Below are 18158 nucleotides of genomic sequence, written 5' to 3'. Positions count from 1 at the left end.
TGTACGCGTATACAAAGCCGTTGTACGACAAAAGGGCTTGAAAGCCTGTGTTACAACCCGTATCTGTAGAGCTGTCCGAAAGACAGGCCTCCGCGCGCGCGACCAGGCCTTTTCCGGCAGCTACATCTGTGCACCCGGCAAGGAACTGCGCTGGACTGCCCTACTCCGTTCTCACCTGAAAGGACGTTCTACCTCCTACGCCCATGGACCCTTCTCCTAGTCTTGTTTCGGTCTACCTCGCCGATTTCGGCCTGATCCTTTTCGCCCTCTTCCTGGTCCTGCTCAACGGCTTCTTCGTTGCCGCCGAGTTCGCCATGGTCAAGCTCCGCGCCACGCGTGTCGAAGCCATTGCCAAGGTTCACGGTTGGCGCGGTCGCATCCTGCGCAAGGTGCACAATCAGCTCGATGCCTACCTTTCCGCCTGCCAGCTGGGGATCACGCTGGCGTCACTGGGGCTGGGCTGGGTCGGTGAGCCGGCCTTTGCGCACCTGCTTGAACCGCTGTTCGCCCACATTGGTCTGGATACGCCGGCACTGGTGCATGCCGCCGCTTTCTTCACAGCGTTCTTCATCATTTCGTACCTGCACATCGTGGTAGGTGAGCTGGCACCCAAATCGTGGGCGATCCGCAAACCCGAAGCCCTGTCCCTGTGGACGGCTGCGCCGCTCTATACCTTCTACTGGGTGATGTACCCCGCGATCTACCTGCTGAACGCCAGCGCCAACGGGATCCTGCGTATTGCCGGTCAGGATGCGGTATCCCATGAACACCTTTACAGTCGCGAAGAACTCAAGCTGATCCTGCACTCCAGCCGCGCTCACGATCCGAGCGACCAGGACATGCGCGTGCTGGCTTCAGCCGTGGAATTGGGTGAACTGGAAGTGGTGGATTGGGCAAACTCTCGCGAGGACCTCGTCTATATTCATACCGATACGCCGCTGGACGAGCTATTCGCCATCTTCCGGCGCCACAAGTACAGCCGCTATCCGGTCTACGACGAAGCCAAGGGCCAGTTTGTGGGCGTCCTTCATGTGAAGGACCTATTGCTCGAACTGTCCCTGCTGGAAATGCTGCCATCGGCCTTCGACCCGACCGAGCTGATGCATCCGGTCGAGCGCGTGTGGCGCAACATGCCACTGTCCGACCTTCTCGAGACGTTCCGCAAGGGTGGCGCCCACTTCGCGCTCGTCGAGGAGGCCGACCATAAGGTCGTCGGCTACCTCACCATGGAAGACGTACTCGAAGCCCTCGTAGGAGATATCCAGGACGAGCACCGCAAGGCCGAGCGCGGCATCGTGGCGTACAAGCCCGGCAAGCTCCTCGTGCGGGGTGACACACCGCTATTCAAGGTCGAGCGCCTGCTGGACATCGATCTTGACCATTTGGAAGCCGAAACACTGGCAGGCATGGTCTACGACGCGCTCAAGCGCGTGCCGGAAGAGGACGAGGTGCTGGAGACCGAAGGTCTACGCATCATCATCAAGAAGATGAAGGGGCCCAAGATCGTCCTGGCGAAGGTCCTGAAGGTCGACCCGAAGAACCGGGATGGCGGCCGGCATCGTGCCGAGCAGGACGACTGATCGCTGCAAGCCCTGAGGCCGCCACACAGCCATCTAGCGCGACAGGTACTGCAGCTGCCAGGTACGCGGCACGACCATGAAGATCAAGGCGAGTAATATGGCCAGGGCGCCGCTACCCGTCATGGCCAGCGTGCCGTAGTGCGTGTGCAGGACGGTTCCAAGGACGGCGCCGCCGAACATGCCAAACCAGGGCACCAGCTGGTTGAGCCATTGCGTTGACCCTTCACCCAGGATCCATCGGCCAATACCGCGCCCGAGCCGTGACAGCCCACCTGTGACGTACGTCAGTCCGACAGGCGAACCGTTCACCTGCTCCACTGCAGCATTGAGCATGCCCATGCTGACGATCGCCGCCATCAGCGCGGGCCAACTTGTCGCAGGCGCGAAGGCCACTGCAATCAGCACGGCGCCGATGAGCAACAACATCGGAAAGGCTCGTCGCCCGCAGACCCGCACCATCACGACACCCAGCGCGTTTCCGAACACAAACGCCAATACCGCGAGCGCCAGGCGCAGTGTCGTTTCGTGTCGCCATTCACCGACACCGATCGCCAGCCGGGTGGTGTTGCCACTCATGAATGACACGTAGTCGCCGGTGGCGAGAAAGCCGATGGCGTCCGTCATGCCAGCCAACACCGAGAGCAGCGCCACGAGAGTTACACCCACCCGGTGTTGATGGGTTCGGTGTGGCTCGGGGACGGAACTGGTAGAGGGCATGGGTGATCCTGGGGCCGTTAGCATCCCGCATTCTCGCCGCACAAGCCGACAGCGAACAACCACGCCATCGACGTGTCAGGCGTGCCGCGTCGACTCGAAGCGATTCAGCGTTGTGTGGACCACATAAACCGTGAGCAGCGTCAATAGCACCGCCACGCTCACTGAGCTCAACCGGTAGGCGATGGCATAGACGACGTCCTGGTTCGGCGTGAGGTACTGCCCGAACACGATCGCGAGAGTGGTCAGTGCGCCGAAGCCAATACCCTGTGTGCCCTCCCGGACGTGTATGCGCGCGCAGTACATCAGTGCGAGCCAGTAGATGAGGGTCACCAGCGGCAGCACATTGAAGTGATCGATCAGGATCATCTGAAGCGCCAGGCCGATGGCACAGCCTACCAGCGTCCCCAGCGCTCTGATTCGCCCGGCAAAGCGGATACCGTGCCAGTGCATGGGAAAGAGCACGAGGATGGACGCCACCTGCGCCGACAGCGAATCACGCAGGTTGAACACCTGAAACACCACGAAGGACAGTGTCGCGATCATGGCACCCAGCAGCGCCTGGTGGCGTCGGGTGGCGACGTCCTTGGGTTGCGGCTGCGGCGGCTTGCGAGGTTCGACATCCGGGAACAGATAGAACATCAGGAAAGCGATACCGACTGTCAGTACCGCCGCCACGAGCTGGCTGGCAATCATGTCGTACAGGTGCGTGTCGGGATAGCTCGCGAAATGCAGAAGGATCGACAGAAAGACGATACCCATCGCCCCAAACAGGAACAGCGGCCCCGTCGCCATGAGCCAGAACCGCCAGAAGAACGAGGCAAACGCCAACAGAATCATCAGGCCGGGCCTGTCGCCGAAGAGCCCGTAGATCACCAGCGTCTCGAGGCATGCCAGTGCCGTCAGCGCGAGGAACTGCCGCACCACGTGGGCGGTGAGCATCGGCACCAGGCCAAGCAGCAGGATCGGCATCACGCAGAAAAACGAACCGAAGTCCCAACCGGCCAACTTGCTGATCGTGAGGCCCAGCGTACCGCCGCCAGCAATGCGCAAGCACTGCCTCAGGCCGTTCTCGTCGAGCGCCTTGGCTGCCATTAGTAGATGTAGTGCAGCAGACTGATGAAATGGATCTGCAACCACCCAAACAAACCGCCGACCGCCGACGTATGCGGGTACAACTGCACGGTTGCGCGTGCACCGCTCGGCAGCGGTACGGCGAGCGGTTCGTCGAGTACCACATGCAACCGCAGACGCTGGGCATCGCGCACCCAGCGATCCGAATTCGGTGGTGCAGCGAGATCACCGTTTGCATCGTACTGGCCGGCGCGGACACCGGCATCCAACGCCGATACGTGTCCGGTAAAGACGTGACCAGGCAAGGCATCGAAGACGACACCCGCCTTATCACCCGGTAGTACGTGTCGCAGGCTCTTTTCGCGGAAATCGGCACTGATGTCGACCTCGTCGCTCACCAGCGCCGCGACAGGCGTGCCCGCACCGAGAAAAGCGCCTGTGGACAGTTGCAGGTTACTCACCGTGCCGTCGCGATCTGCCCGAATCTCGCTATAGGCTCGGCGTAGCCTTGCCTGGGCTAGGCTGTTCTCGGCCCGCTGGATGGCCAGGTTGTCCCGGCCGTGTTCACCGCGTTGGGCTTCGAGCTCCTTGATTCGCGCCTGGGCGGACGCCAACCGGGCATCGGCGGCACGACGGCGCGCCTCGGTTTGCTCGTATTGCTGCCGTGACACGTTTTGGCTGCTCAGCAGGCGCGACAGGCGTTGCAACTCGCGGGCAAGTTCGGACGCCTCCGCCTGCGCCGCGCGTTCGTCTGCGCGGGCAGCCGCTAGCCCGGCATCGAGCTGGCGATTGTTCTGGCCAGCCTGTGCGAGCGCCAATTCGGCTGCGCGAACGTCCAGGTCGAAGGGTTCGGGATCCAGCCGAAACAGGACTTGCCCCGCTGTCACATGTTGATTGTTGGCGATCTCGACCGCAATTACCTGACCACTTACCTGTGGCGCTACGCGGAGCACTGGCCTCGTCAATTGGGCCTGAGGGGTGAGTGGCATCCAGAGATCGGCGATCAGGAAATAAACAAACAGCAATATGAATGCGGCAATCGCGACTCGCACGCGCCGGGCGAATCGTTGATCTGGAGTCATTGGGTTCCTCGGAGAATCGGAAAGCCACCAAGACCGAGCGTCCTGGTCGGAAATAGGCGCTATTGTAACGGGTCTTTACGAATCGACCGATCCACGGCCTGACAACGCAGTGTTACTCCAATGCGACAGTCAGCCCAATGCCGCTTGTTTGGACCCCTGCGGGGGACAATTACTCGCTGCCGATGGCGTAAGCCGTTCCACTATCCACCGGGCGATTGAAGTCAAATGGGATCGACTCAACTGCCAGCCCAACGTTGCGCTGAACCACGAAATGCAAGTGCGGCCCCGTACTGTGACCGGTATTGCCGGAACGGGCGATCTGCTCGCCGACGGCCACGTGCTGGCCTTCCCGGACGTTCACCGAGGCATGCATCAAATGCAGGTAAACGCCCATCGTCCCGTCATCGTGCATTATTCGAACGAAGTTACCAGCCGGGTTGTTACCCCGACCCACCTGGTCGTTCTCGACCTTCACCACGACTCCGGCACGTGCCGCAAGGATCGGCGTGCCTTCAGGCATACCGATATCCACCGCGTAACGGCCCTTGGGGGTGTTATGGCTGAAGCTGCCGTTCGGACCCTGCGTCATGCGAAAGGGCCCACCGAGCCAGGGATGCGGGTAGGCATAAGGCTTGGCCAGGAGGCGCGGGTCACCCAGCGCATAGGTAAAGCCGGGGGTATACCGCATTGCCTGGCCGGCTATACGGGGGGCCAGGCTCGCCAGGCGGATCTGGCTACGGGGCGGCACAACCCAGCTGATAGGTTTGTCCGGGGCGCCACTGACGTTGACCAGTCCTGTCAGCTTTAGCTCAACCTCGACAGGGGCGAAAAGGTCGTTGTGCACGATCAAGGTTTCACCGGCGGGATGCTTCTTGGTCTCGAGCCGAACCTGCTTGTCCATGCTCTTCTCCATCACCCGCTCCATCTTCAGTTCCTGAAGGTTGAAGACCCGCGCGCCGGGTGTTTTCTGGTCTGTGTAGGTCACCACGCCGTTGGCATCGACGAATTTGTAGATTGCCCCCGCGGACGATGTGCTCGCCACGAGTAAAAGCAGACAACCTGACAATATGCGACCGAACATGAACTGGAGATCCCTGGCAAAAATGCATTTTCCGAATGCAGCCAAGGCAGATAGCAAAAGACAGGCCATGGCGCGTGCTTAAGAAAAGCAAACGGCCGGAAATGCCAACCAGTGGCCTTGGCGCCACGACGGGAATACTATCGGCACGCCCGGCCGAAACGCCTTATAAACGCGACGAATGGCTGAATAGCAATAGGCGTATCGTTTTGCGGTCGCGCCTGTGCCTGGCATTTTCCAATACGACCAAGGTCGCGCTGGCGTCCGACGCGCCCAGGACTAGACTCCGCGACCTGATTGCCTGCTGTACGAGGATAACGAGATGATTGCTGAGCGAGTCCGCCTGCCTGCGCTGCGGGACAAAGTCATGACGGCAGAAGCCGCTGCCGCATTGATTCAGAACGGCATGACCGTCGGGATGAGCGGCTTTACCCGCGCCGGCGAAGCCAAGGCCGTACCCCATGCCCTGGCCGAACGCGCCCGCACGCAACCGCTGAAAATCAGCCTCATGACCGGAGCCAGCCTCGGCAATGATCTGGACAAGGAGCTGACCGAAGCCGGGGTGCTGGCCCGCCGCATGCCCTTCCAGGTGGACAGCACGCTTCGCAAGGCCATCAATGACGGCACGGTCATGTTCATCGACCAGCACCTGTCCGAAACGGTCGAGCAGCTACGCAACCTGCAACTTACCCGTCCCGACATCGCCGTGATCGAGGCGGTGGCCATTACGGAGGACGGCCATATCGTACCGACCACCTCCGTGGGCAACTCGGCCAGCTTCGCGATCTTTGCCAAGCAGGTCATCGTTGAGATCAATCTCTCGGTGAACCCCAACCTCGAGGGGCTGCACGACATCTATATTCCGACCTACCGCCCAACGCGCACGCCGATTCCATTGACCCGTGTGGATGATCGGATCGGCGCGACGGCCATTCCGATCCCGCCTGAAAAGATCGTTGCCATCGTGGTCAGCGACAAGCCGGACTCACCCTCCAACGTGCTGCCGCCCGACACCGAAACCCAGGCCATTGCCGACCATTTGATCGGCTTCCTGAAAGCGGAAGTGGACGCAGGCCGCATGAGCAACAGCCTGGGCCCGCTGCAGGCCGGGATCGGCAGCATTGCGAATGCGGTCATGTGTGGCCTGATCGAGTCGCCCTTCACCGACCTGACGATGTATTCCGAAGTCCTTCAGGATTCGACGTTCGACCTCTTCGACGCCGGCAAGCTGCGCTTCGCGTCAGGGAGCTCGATTACCCTTTCGCCGCGTCGCAATGCCGATGTGTTCGGCAATCTGGAGCATTACAAGGATCGGCTCGTGCTGCGTCCACAGGAAATCTCGAACCATCCGGAAGTCGTGCGCCGCCTGGGCATCATCGGCATCAATACCGCGCTGGAGTTCGACATTTATGGCAACGTGAACTCCACTCATGTCGGCGGCACGCGCATGATGAACGGGATTGGTGGTTCAGGTGACTTCGCGCGCAATGCCCATCTGGCCGTGTTCGTGACCAAATCGATTGCAAAGGGGGGCGCTATTTCCAGCGTGGTTCCGATGGTCAGCCATGTTGACCATACCGAACACGATGTCGACATCCTCGTTACCGAGCAGGGCCTGGCGGACCTGCGAGGCCTGGCGCCCCGTGAACGCGCACGCGTCATTATCGACAACTGCGTCCACCCGGACTATCGCGCTGCGCTCAATGATTACTTCGAGCGTGCCTGTCAGCGCGGCGGCCATACCCCGCACATCCTGCGTGAAGCGATGGAGTGGCATATCAATCTGGAAGAAACGGGCCGAATGATCGCCGTCTGACCGCTACGTACCGGTGGATAGGCTATGGCGCTATCCACCTTTGAGGCTTCCAACCAAGGACGCGGCGCCCTGAAGCTCAGCCTCCCCACTGAAGCCCATCCTGCCGGTTCTGTACCGTTCGACGTGGGGTGGCCCACCCCTGCTTCATACCTATCGGGCTCAGGCGCCGGGGGTGAAGTGCTTTTGCGCCGTACCGCGCGCGATGAGCCGTGACAGGTAATCGAGCTTCTGCGCATCCTGATCGACGAATCTGAAGACGATCTGCAACCAATCGCTGTCAGGTTTCGCTTCCAGCGCGGAGATGGCGTGCAGGTAGCCATTGAGACGCGCCACTTCGGCGCCATCCCCTGCTTCGCCCTGCTCAAGATCAAGCACCGCGCTTTCAAGGATCTGCGGGAGGGTGTCGGTACGCTTGACCACCAACTGTGCATCACGAAGGCTGAGCGCCTTGATGACGCACATCGCTGCGCCACTGGCCAGACGCAGCTGAGCCTGGCCCCGACCCGCCACAGGCGGTTTGGATGCCTTCGATGCAGGCGATACGGGGGCAGCCTTTGGCGCAGCAGCCCGTGCGGGCGCACTGACCTGAGTAGGCTTGCCGCCTGTCAATGCACTCAGGGAATCGTTGGCGAAAGCGCTGGTCGCCAAGGGCTTCGCCTGGCCACCCGACATCAGTGCCTGGAGTTTGCCGACCTTGTGAAGGGCCTTCTTGACCTTCGTGACAAGCTGCTCATTGGTGAACGGCTTACCTACATAATCGGAAATCCCAGCTTGTATCGCCTGGACAACGTTTTCCTTGTCACCCCGGCTGGTCACCATGATGAAGGGTGTCTTATGGGTAGCATCCTGCTCGCGGACCCACTGCAGGAGCTCGAGACCCGACATTTCCGGCATTTCCCAGTCACACAAAATCAGGTCGAACGACTGGCGGGTCAACATCTGCTGGGCCTTGCGCCCATTGGTAGCCTCATCCAGCCCGATACCGGGGAAATTGTCGCGAAGGCATTTCTTCACCAGATCCCGAATGAAGGATGCATCATCCACGATCAATACACTGACTTTGCTCATCGGCTACTCCTGAAATCAGGAGTACAGAATAGCCTCGCTTCGCGAATGATGGCCAATTCGAACCGCCGGGCGTCACTGTCGCCCCGCTGAAGGGACAGCGGCACCCGATGAAAGGCACCACCCGCCGGGCCCCAGGCGGGTCGGAGCCCGCCGGCTAAAGGTCGATCAGGCCTGATCGCCTGTCGCACTGCCCTGCACTTCTTCCTTCATGCGGCGCAGGCCGATGTGGCGGACGTCGGTGCCACGCACGAGGTAGATCACCAGCTCAGCGATATTGCGTGCATGGTCCCCAATACGCTCAAGCGACCGCAGCGCCCAGATCACATTCAACACACGAGAGATCGAGCGCGGATCTTCCATCATGAACGTGACCAGTTCGCGTAGGGCAGACTTGTACTCACGGTCGACCGTCTTGTCGTACTGGGCAACGGACAGGGCCAGGTCGGCATCGAATCGCGCGAACGCGTCGAGCGCTTCCTGCACCATCTTGCGCACCTGATTGCCGATGTGGCGGACTTCGACATAGCCCCGTGGCGCCTCACCTTCCTCACACAGCTGGATGGCACGACGCGCGATCTTTGTCGCTTCATCGCCGATACGCTCAAGGTCGATCACGGACTTGGAAATGCTGATGATCAGACGCAGGTCCGAGGCCGCCGGCTGACGGCGGGCGAGAATGCGGGCGCATTCCTCGTCGATGTTGCGCTCCATCTGGTTGATCTGGTCATCAATGTCGCGCACTTGTTGCGCCAGACCCGAGTCGGCGTCGATCAACGCATTGACCGCGTCATTGACCTGCTTCTCGACCAGCCCGCCCATCGCGAGCAGATGGCTGCGGACTTCTTCGAGTTCGGCATTGAACTGCTGCGAAATGTGCTGTGTGTGGCCGTCTTTATTGATCATCTCGATCCCCTTACGGGTATAGGTTCTAACGAACTATCCATTTGGCTCTGCGCCCGCAACTGATGCCGCAAGCGCCTCGTCATGCACGCGAGTCTTTCTGCAATCAACGTACACGCGCCCTACCGTTCTTGCCACCGCGTCACGCGTCACATGAACGCCTCCGCCCTTGCTCTGCACCCAGCAATCTCAAGGTCCGGCCCTTGAGAAGGGGTGTCAGGCAAGGAAGCGCCGCGCAGGCAGTACACTCGCGTACGGCAAGCGGCGCTGACGCCGCATGGCGCCCATTCTCATGGCCGGTGCGATCAACCGTAGCGACCGGTGATGTAATCCTCGGTCTGCTTCTTCTCCGGATTGGTGAACAACCGATCGGTGTCCCCGTATTCGATCAATTTGCCCAGATACATGAACGCCGTGTAATCCGACACGCGCGCCGCCTGCTGCATGTTGTGGGTCACGATGACGATGGTGTACTTGCTCTTGAGCTCGTAGATCAGTTCTTCGACCTTCAAGGTCGAGATCGGGTCGAGTGCCGAGCAGGGTTCGTCGAGTAGCAGAACTTCCGGCTGGACCGCGACGGTACGCGCAATCACCAGACGCTGTTGCTGGCCGCCGGAGAGACCAAGTGCGGAGTCGTGCAGGCGATCCTTCACCTCATCCCACAAGGCCGCGCTTTTCAGCGCCCATTCCACGGTTTCGTCGAGTACGCGCTTCTGGTTAACGCCCTGGATCCGCAGGCCATAGACCACGTTCTCGTAGATGCTCTTGGGGAACGGGTTTGGCTTCTGGAACACCATGCCGACGCGGCGACGCAATTCAGCGACTTCGACGCCCTTTTCGTAGATGTTCTTGCCGTCGAGCCGGATTTCGCCCTCGACGCGGCAACCATCCACCAGATCATTCATGCGGTTGAAGGTCCGCAGCAAGGTGGACTTGCCACAGCCGGACGGGCCGATGAACGCGGTCACGCGCTGCTTGGGGATGACCATCTTGACGTCGTGCAGCGCTTGCTTACTGCCGTAGAACAGGTTCAGGCCAGGTACATCCAGAGCAACCGGTTCACGGCTGAGGTCCAGCGCCTGGCGCTCGGTGCGGCCGAGGGCCGCCATGTCGATGCCGTGAGTAGGGGTTTCGTGCTGCATGTCTCACTCCGATTCGCGGGCCCGACAATCGGCCGGGCCCCGCTATCAACTGTTAATGATCCAGCGCCTTGTACTTTTCGCGCAGGTGGTTACGGATGAACACCGCACTCAGGTTGAGCAACGCGATTACAAGTACCAGCAACAGGGCGGTGGCGTATACCAGCGGACGCGCCGCCTCGACGTTCGGACTCTGGAAGCCCACGTCGAAGATATGGAAGCCCAGGTGCATGATCTTCTGATCCAAGTGCAGGTAAGGGTAGTTGCCGTTCACCGGCAGCGTCGGGGCGAGCTTCACGACGCCCACGAGCATCAGCGGCGCAACCTCACCCGCTGCGCGGGCTACTGCCAGAATCAGGCCGGTCATCATCGCCGGGCTCGCCATTGGCAGGACCACGCGCCAGAGCGTTTCGGCCTTGGTCGCGCCCAGCGCCAGCGAACCCTCACGCAGGGAACGCGGGATACGAGCAAGACCTTCCTCGGTCGCCACGATCACGACCGGCACAGCCAGAATCGCGAGCGTCAGCGAGGCCCACAACAGACCGGGTGTACCAAAGGTGGGTGCCGGGAACGCCTCCGGATAGAACAGCCGATCAATCGACCCTCCGAGCACGTACACGAAGAAGCCGAGGCCGAATACGCCGTATACGATTGCCGGTACACCGGCCAGGTTGTTCACGGCAATGCGGATGATTCGGGTCATCGGTCCCTGCTTGGCGTACTCGCGCAGGTAGATCGCGGCCAGTACACCGAACGGCGTCACAATCACCGCCATGATCAGCGTCATGATCACGGTGCCGAAGATGGCCGGGAAGATACCGCCTTCCGTGTTGGCCTCACGCGGCTCATCGCTGACGAATTCCCAGATCTTCTTGAAGTAGAAGCCAAGCTTTTCGCCCGTCGACATTGCGTTCGGCTGGTAAGCACGCACCACATGGCTCAGGTTGAGCTTTTGCTCATGCCCATCCGCCGTGCGGATGGTGGCCGAGTCGCGGTTGAATGCCTGATTGAGTTCGCCCAGGCGCTGTTCAAGATCCTTGTACTGCGCGTCGTACTCGGCACGGCGTGCATCAAGATCGGCTTGTGCCGTGGCATCCAGACGGTCATTCAGCTCCAGACGGCGCCCTTCAAGACGTAGCCGCTCCAGACCATAGTTGATGGCGCCGATCTCGACACGCTGCAGGCGCTGGATCTGATCGTTCAGCTCAGAGACGCGGTCCACACGCTTGAGTAGCTCCGGCCATGCAGCCTCACCGCTGGCGATGACGCGATCCCCCTCACGAACATCCACCAGGTAGCCGTAGAAATTGCCCCAATCGCGGCGCTCCATGACCATCAGGTCGCGCGGCGTGCTTTCGTGTCCCATCCACTCGCCGACTACCCAGGAGAAGTCGGCCGGGTAGACCTCGCGGTTGCCGACCTTGAGCAACTCGCGGGTCATGAACTCGCCGCCTTCAACGTTCACCGGCAGGCCGGCCGAGGCGAGACGTGCACGAGGCACCTGCTCGGATTCGACACGCTCACCCGCCAGGAGGCGTGGCGCCTCGCCCGGTACGGTGTATTCAGCCTGGATCACATCGGCAGGCCAGAAATGCGCCATGCCGCGGACCGTGATGAGCGCCAGCAACCCAATGGTCATGATGACGGCGATGGAGACGCCGGCGCCGGTCATCCAGATCCAGGGCGAGCCGCTCTTGAACCAGCTCTTGACGGTCATTTGTTTCACGCGCGTCACCTTCGTCTGCTCGTGCCGCGGCGTTCCACCCGCAGCGTTCTGTTCGTTTCGTGTCTCGGCCATGATTACAACGACGCGTATTTCTTGCGCAGGCGAGTCCGGATGACCTCAGCCAGCGTATTCATCAGGAAGGTGAACGACAGCAGCACCAGCGCGGCCAGGAACAGCACGCGATAGTGGGTACTGCCCACCTCGGATTCAGGCATCTCGACCGCGACGTTTGCTGCCAGCGTACGCATGCCCTCAAAGATGTTCGCGTCCATGATCGGCGTGTTGCCGGTGGCCATGAGCACGATCATCGTCTCGCCGACCGCGCGGCCCATGCCGATCATGAGTGCCGAGAAGATGCCAGGGCTGGCGGTAAGAATCACAACGCGCGTCAGTGACTGCCAGGGCGTGGCGCCCAGTGCCAGGGAGCCCAGGGTCAAGCTCTTCGGCACGCTGAACACCGCGTCCTCGGCGATCGAGAAGATCGTCGGGATGACTGCGAAGCCCATCGCGATGCCGACAACGAGCGCGTTGCGCTGATCGAAGTTGATGCCGTGATCGCCCAGCCAGCCGCGCATGTTACCGCCGAACAGCCAGTTCTCGAGATACCCACTCATGTACAGCGAGCCAGTGCCGACCAGCAAGATGATCGGAATAAGCAACGCGGCTTCCCAGCCATCGGGAACGGCCAGACGAATACGTTCTGGCAGGCGGCTCCAGGCAAACGCGAACAGCAATACGCCGATTGGCGTAAGCAGCAGCAGGCTGAATACGCCGGGCAGATGGCCCTCGAGGTAGGGCGCAAGGAACAGGCCCGCAAAAAAGCCCAGGATCACAGTCGGCAATGCTTCCATGAGCTCGATCACCGGCTTGACCTTGCGACGCATCGCCGGCGCCATGAAGTACGCTGTATAGATAGCCGCACAGATCGCGAGCGGTGCCGCCAGCAACATGGCATAGAACGCGGCTTTTAGCGTACCGAAGGTCAGCGGCGCCAGGCTCAGCTTGGGCTCGGAGTCAGTGTTGGCGGACGTCGACTGCCAGACATACTGCGGGCCGCCATAATTCTCGTACCAAACCTTGCCCCACAGCGCCTTGAAGGAAATCTCCGGGTGCGGGTTATCGATATCCACGGCACGCAGCGAATTGCCGGACTCAAGCAACAGCAAGCTGGAACGAGGCGACAGTGCGCCCGAGATCGGGCCGTCCGCGATCTTCTCGGTCAGCAGGGTACGCTCGGCCGTACTATGGAACAGGCCAAGACGCCCGCCCTCATCGAGGGCTACGAACCCCTTGCGTCGCTGTTCCGGCAGGATCTGGATGATCGGGTCGTTCGCCAGTTTGAAGTCACGGATATGCGTTAGAGCGGAACGCCCTTGCTCATTGCGGACCATGAACCACTGGTCGATACGGCCATCGGACGAGCCCACCATCAGCGAAATGCCGCCAAGCAGCGGATGGACCTCGGTTACTTCTGCCGAGCCCTCCAGCAGCTGATAACGCCCATTCAGATCCCCGCGACGCAGATCGAACACGTCGGCCGTCGCCCGTCCATTGATGACAAAAAGCCACATCTGGCGTGGGTCCAGTACAAGGCGCTTGATCGGCTCAGAGAGTTGCGGCAGGTTCACGCGCTCTTCTTCAAGGGCGACTTCGCCAGTGATCAGGTTCGTCGAGCTGCTGACCTTCACCACGGACAATTCGCGACCATTCGCGCCGGCGACGACCAGCTCGGAGGTGCCTGCACTGACTGCGATTTGCTCGAGCGGACGGCCTTGGGCGTCTACATCGATCGGTGCCTCGCCGAACGGGAAGGACAACTGCGGCGTAATGACTCGAACATCATTCGGATAAGTGACGCGATAGTCCACTTGGAACAACAGCGCCTGCCCGTTGGAAAGGCCCAGCACGATCTGGCGGCTGCCGGGTGTGCCCTCGCTGTCGGACGTGATGCTAGTACCTTCGGGCAACGGTAGCTGAATGCGGTTCATCGCATTGCCCGTCTGCACATCGAAGAACTGGAGGAATCCTTCCTGGCTCAGGTGCATGCCGACGGCGTTCTGCTCTTCGACGGCCATCAGCAAGGGACGGCTTTCGTTGCGCAGCCAGTCTGGCGTGAGCGGATCGCGTGCCTCGACGGACGCGCCCTGAAAAATGGGCAGCACCACATAGGCAAGGTAGAAAAAAATCAGGGTGATCGCACCCAGTACGGCAAGCCCGCCGATCGACACGTACCAACGCGTCAGACGATCCTTGAGTGCACGGATGCGGCGCTTGCGGCGCAGTTTGGGCGTATTGAAGTCGATTTGCTGGCTATCGCCAGCGGAAGACGCGGTCATGGTGTCGTTCGCCAAGTCATTCATGCGCACACCCTAGCGGTGCTTCGTGACAGAAAAGTTACAGCCTGGTGACACAACCAAGCCCACCACCGAATTGCTCCGATGGCGGGCTCGTTGCCAGGGCAGCGAAGTCGCCGCCCTTGGGGGGTCTTACAGACCCAGTTCCTTCATTGTCTTCTCGACCACTGCCTTCGGCAGCGGGATGTAGCCGTCTTTCACGACCACTTCCTGACCTTGCTTGGACAGAACAGACTTCAGGAACTCGGCGTCCAGCGGAGCCAGGGGCTTGTTAGGCGCCTTGTTGACGTATACATAGAAGAAGCGAGCCAGCGGGTACTTGCCCGACAGTGCATTCTTCTCGTCCGCTTCTTCGATCTCGCCACCATCTTTCTTCGAAAGCGGTACAGCACGAACGCTGGCTGTGCGGTAGCCGATACCCGAGTAGCCGATGGCGTTAACGGTGCTGGAGATGGACTGCACCACCGAGGCCGAACCTGGCTGCTCGTTTACGTTGGACTTGAAGTCACCTTTACACAGGGCTTCTTCCTTGAAGTAGCCGTAGGTGCCGGACACCGAGTTGCGACCGAAGAGCTGGACCGGACGCTGAGCCCACTCGCCAGTCAGACCGAGATCGCCCCAGGTCTTGATGTCTTTCTCACCACCGCACAGGCGGGTGCTAGAGAAAATGGCGTCGACCTGCTGCAGCGACAGGCTCTTGATGGGGTTGTCCTTGTGGACGAACACCGCCAGGGCGTCGATGGCAACCGGAACGGCGGTCGGCTTGTAGCCATACTTGTCTTCAAAAGCCTGGATTTCGCTGTCCTTCATTGGACGGCTCATCGGGCCCATGTTGGCAGTGCCTTCGGTCAGGGCCGGCGGCGCGGTCGAGGAGCCTGCTGCCTGGATCTGGACGTTGACGCTGGGGTAATCCTTCTTGAAGTTTTCGGCCCAGAGGGTCATCAGGTTGGCCAGGGAGTCGGAGCCGACGCTGGACAGGTTGCCGGAAACGCCTGACGTCTTCTGATAAGAAGGCAGTGCCGGGTCGACAGCGGCTACGGCAGACGCCGCGCCCACACTGGCGGCGACCAGAGTCAATGCCGCCATCACACGATTCATTTTCATTCCTAGCTCCTAGCAGGCTGGGTTGGTCAGCGGAGGCCAGTATCGGGAGGCCGTGTGACTACTCTATGAATCAAATGTGACAGTTGGATGAAAGGCCACTAGTCCCTCTGAACAATCCCAACGACGCCGGGACAACCGATTACATATGCCCCGCCCTTGGCGGTCGGCGACACGGCCACACCTCAGGCCGATCTGAATCAGGGCAAGCGCCCAGCGTGGCGGTAGCGACCGCGGGTTTCTGACCGTTGTCCAACAGCCTGGCGAAGCTTTCAAAACTGGTAATGCGTCGTGGCTTACATCGATGGTACTGGCTGAGGTTTGCCGTCCCGGCGTCGACGCAGACCACCGGCGTTCCTGCCGGGCCGATGCTTCGCTTGCGCCCTGGGCAGCATTGGATGGGATCCCTTCTTGGAAGCGGTGGCGGCGTGTCGGGCCAGCGGTACGACGCGCCTCGCACTGATCGCGCACGAATAGCCAAAGGCTTACACGACGTCGATCCACTTCGCTATTGGCCACTGCCCGCCTAATCCGTAATCTAGGCTTCGTCAGTGAGGCACAGGACGTGCTGAGACGCTCAAGGATGGAGGATCCCGCCAGGATGGCAGCTCGACAGGACGTTGAGTTGGATCGACAAAAAACCCGCCACGGCGGGTTTTTTGTTGCCTGGGAAAAAGCGGCCCGTGACCAGACTCGAGAAGCCTGAACATCCTTCGAGTTGGCCGGCTTACTCACGAATAGCCAAAGGCTTACACGACATCGATCGACTTCGCCATTGGCCGCTGCCTGCCCGATCCGTAATCTAGGCTTCGTCAGTGAGGCACAGGATGTGCTGAGACGCTCACGGAAGATGGATCCCGCCAGGACGGCAGCTTGACAGGACGTTGAGTTGGATCGACAGAAAACCCGCTACGGCGGGTTTTTTGTTGCCTGGGGAAAAGCAGCCCGTGTCCAGACTCGAGAAGCCTGAACATCCTTCGAATTGGCCGGCTTACTCACGAATAGCCAAAGGCTTACACGGCGTCGATCCACTTCGCCATTGGCTACGGCCGGCCCGATCCGTAACCTAGGCTTCGTCAGTGAGGCACAGGACGTGCTGAGACGCTCAAGGAAGATGGATCCCGCCAGGACGGCAGCTTGACAGGACGTTGAGTTGGATCGACAGAAAACCCGCTACGGCGGGTTTTTTGTTGCCTGGAGGAAACCAGGACGCCTCAGCGCCCTGTCCTTATCAACGAGATGGCGACCAGCGCGCCGATCGCACACAGCCCCAGCAAGTAATATGCAGGGCCCAGCGGACTCCATTTGACCAGCAGCGATACCACCATGGGCGTCAGCCCTCCGAAGATGGCATACGACAGGTTGTATGAGAACGAAAGACCGCTGAAGCGCACCACTGGCGGAAATGACCGCACCATGACATAGGGCACCGCACCCACCACCCCTACGCAAAGCCCCGTGACCGCATACAACGCGATCAACGCCTCCGGGTAGTTGAAGAGCTGGGTATAGAACACCCAGGACATTACGGCGAGTGCGCCGCAACCAGCCAGAATCACCCGCCCTGCCCCCAACCGATCGCTCAACGCACCCGAGATGACGCATCCTACTGCCAGGCAGATGATTGCCAGGCTGTTCGCCCGCAGAGCAGTCGCCGCGTCGAACTTGTACAGGGTCTGAAGGAACGTAGGCGTCATCAGGATCACAACGACGATGCCGGCTGATAACAGCCAGGTGAGCAGCATCGACACGATGACGCCCTTGCGATGCTCACGCACGACTGTCCTGATGGGCAGCTCTTCGGCGAGCGCCTTCCGCGCTTTCATCTCGGTGAACACCGGCGTCTCATGCAGCCAGCGACGCAGGTACACCGCGAGGATCCCGAACACGCCGCCCAACAGGAACGGCAGACGCCATGCCCAGGCGAGCACCTCTTCCGGCGTGAACAACGAGTTGATGATGCTTGCCATCAACGAACCCAGCAGGATGCCGACTGACAGACCGCATGTAAGCGTGCCGCATGCCAGGCCGACCTTGTGGGCCGGGACGTGCTCGGAGACGAATACCCAGGCCCCAGGTACCTCGCCGCCAATGGCAGCGCCCTGGATGAGGCGCATCAAGAGCAGAAGAAGCGGCGCCCAGATCCCGATCTGCTCGTAGGTGGGCAGCAAGCCCATGATAAGCGTCGGAACGGTCATCAGCACGATGCTGAGCGTGAACATTTTCTTCCGGCCCAGCAGGTCGCCGAAGTGGGCCAGGATCATCCCGCCCAGGGGGCGCGCCAGATAACCCGCGGCAAAGATGCCAAAGGTCTGGAATTGGCGCAGCCATTCGGGCATGTCCGGCGGGAAGAACAACTTGCCGACGACCGCGGCAAAGAACACGAAGATGATGAAGTCATAGAACTCGAGCGCACCGCCCAGCGCAGACAGTGTCAGGGTTCGGTAATCGTTGCGGGACAACGGGCGCGAGGTCGGTTCAGCAGAGACTGATGACATGACATTTATTCTTATGGTCTGGAGCAGT

The 18158-nt window shown here is 60.7% G+C and carries 14 protein-coding genes; 3 read left to right on the top strand and 11 right to left on the bottom strand.

The genetic code is table 11. The features are described from left to right. Positions 1-203: 203 nt before the first annotated feature. Positions 204-1580, top strand: a complete 1377-nt coding sequence (locus tag ACY8D3_RS19270) for a hemolysin family protein (protein WP_462380439.1) — start codon at positions 204-206, stop codon at positions 1578-1580. A gap of 33 nt (positions 1581-1613) precedes the next feature. Here the strand turns inward: ACY8D3_RS19270 and ACY8D3_RS19265 are convergent, their stop codons facing one another. The 4 genes from ACY8D3_RS19265 to ACY8D3_RS19250 all read right to left on the bottom strand — a co-directional run bounded on the left by ACY8D3_RS19265 (position 1614) and on the right by ACY8D3_RS19250 (position 5531). Beyond that, complete coding sequence (locus tag ACY8D3_RS19265) at positions 1614-2297, bottom strand: YoaK family protein (RefSeq protein WP_462380438.1); 684 nt, start codon at positions 2295-2297, stop codon at positions 1614-1616. 75 nt (positions 2298-2372) lie between these two features. Then, entirely contained in the window at positions 2373-3389 is a 1017-nt protein-coding gene (locus tag ACY8D3_RS19260; RefSeq protein ID WP_462380437.1) for a DUF2955 domain-containing protein, read from the bottom strand. Next, positions 3389-4450: an HlyD family secretion protein gene (locus tag ACY8D3_RS19255; protein ID WP_462380436.1), complete on the bottom strand. Its 1062-nt coding sequence runs from the start codon at positions 4448-4450 to the stop codon at positions 3389-3391. Before ACY8D3_RS19255 ends, ACY8D3_RS19260 begins: the two co-directional genes overlap by 1 nt. Before the next feature lie 169 nt (positions 4451-4619). Then, entirely contained in the window at positions 4620-5531 is a 912-nt protein-coding gene (locus tag ACY8D3_RS19250; protein ID WP_462380434.1) for a peptidoglycan DD-metalloendopeptidase family protein, read from the bottom strand. A gap of 319 nt (positions 5532-5850) precedes the next feature. On the opposite strand from ACY8D3_RS19250, the gene ACY8D3_RS19245 reads away from it, so the two are divergent. After that, positions 5851-7344: an acetyl-CoA hydrolase/transferase family protein gene (locus ACY8D3_RS19245; RefSeq protein ID WP_462380433.1), complete on the top strand. Its 1494-nt coding sequence runs from the start codon at positions 5851-5853 to the stop codon at positions 7342-7344. 159 nt (positions 7345-7503) lie between these two features. On the opposite strand, the gene ACY8D3_RS19240 is transcribed toward ACY8D3_RS19245, so the two are convergent. The 6 genes from ACY8D3_RS19240 to ACY8D3_RS19215 all read right to left on the bottom strand — a co-directional run bounded on the left by ACY8D3_RS19240 (position 7504) and on the right by ACY8D3_RS19215 (position 15635). Further along, the gene (locus tag ACY8D3_RS19240; RefSeq protein ID WP_462380432.1) at positions 7504-8412 is read right to left on the bottom strand and encodes a response regulator; all 909 of its coding nucleotides are present in this window, start codon (positions 8410-8412) and stop codon (positions 7504-7506) included. A gap of 165 nt (positions 8413-8577) precedes the next feature. Beyond that, a complete protein-coding gene (phoU, locus tag ACY8D3_RS19235; RefSeq protein ID WP_462380431.1) occupies positions 8578-9315 on the bottom strand; it encodes a phosphate signaling complex protein PhoU in 738 nt (245 codons plus the stop codon). 302 nt (positions 9316-9617) lie between these two features. Continuing rightward, positions 9618-10454 carry a phosphate ABC transporter ATP-binding protein PstB gene (gene pstB / locus ACY8D3_RS19230; RefSeq protein ID WP_462380430.1) on the bottom strand — a complete coding sequence of 279 codons (837 nt, stop codon included), beginning with the start codon at positions 10452-10454 and terminating at the stop codon, positions 9618-9620. A 52-nt stretch (positions 10455-10506) separates the two neighbouring features. Beyond that, positions 10507-12168 (bottom strand): phosphate ABC transporter permease PstA, encoded by a 1662-nt coding sequence (pstA, locus tag ACY8D3_RS19225; protein WP_462384453.1) that lies wholly within the window; start codon positions 12166-12168, stop codon positions 10507-10509. Positions 12169-12251: 83 nt separating this feature from the next. Beyond that, complete coding sequence (locus ACY8D3_RS19220) at positions 12252-14537, bottom strand: ABC transporter permease subunit (RefSeq protein WP_462380429.1); 2286 nt, start codon at positions 14535-14537, stop codon at positions 12252-12254. A 126-nt stretch (positions 14538-14663) separates the two neighbouring features. Next, positions 14664-15635 (bottom strand): PstS family phosphate ABC transporter substrate-binding protein, encoded by a 972-nt coding sequence (locus tag ACY8D3_RS19215; protein ID WP_462380428.1) that lies wholly within the window; start codon positions 15633-15635, stop codon positions 14664-14666. A 196-nt stretch (positions 15636-15831) separates the two neighbouring features. Between ACY8D3_RS19215 and ACY8D3_RS19210 the strand changes: the two genes are divergently transcribed. Then, positions 15832-16095, top strand: coding sequence for a glucosylglycerol 3-phosphatase (locus tag ACY8D3_RS19210; protein ID WP_462384452.1), 264 nt, complete (start codon positions 15832-15834; stop codon positions 16093-16095). Positions 16096-16846: 751 nt separating this feature from the next. Here ACY8D3_RS19210 and ACY8D3_RS19205 read toward each other — a convergent pair. Then, positions 16847-18130: an MFS transporter gene (locus ACY8D3_RS19205; protein ID WP_462380426.1), complete on the bottom strand. Its 1284-nt coding sequence runs from the start codon at positions 18128-18130 to the stop codon at positions 16847-16849. Positions 18131-18158: the final 28 nt, after the last annotated feature.

The sequence above is a fragment of the Pseudomonas sp. Marseille-QA0892 genome (assembly GCF_054950135.1).
The sequence above is the reverse complement of the archived record's forward strand: the minus strand, read 5'-3'. Positions and strand labels throughout refer to the sequence as shown.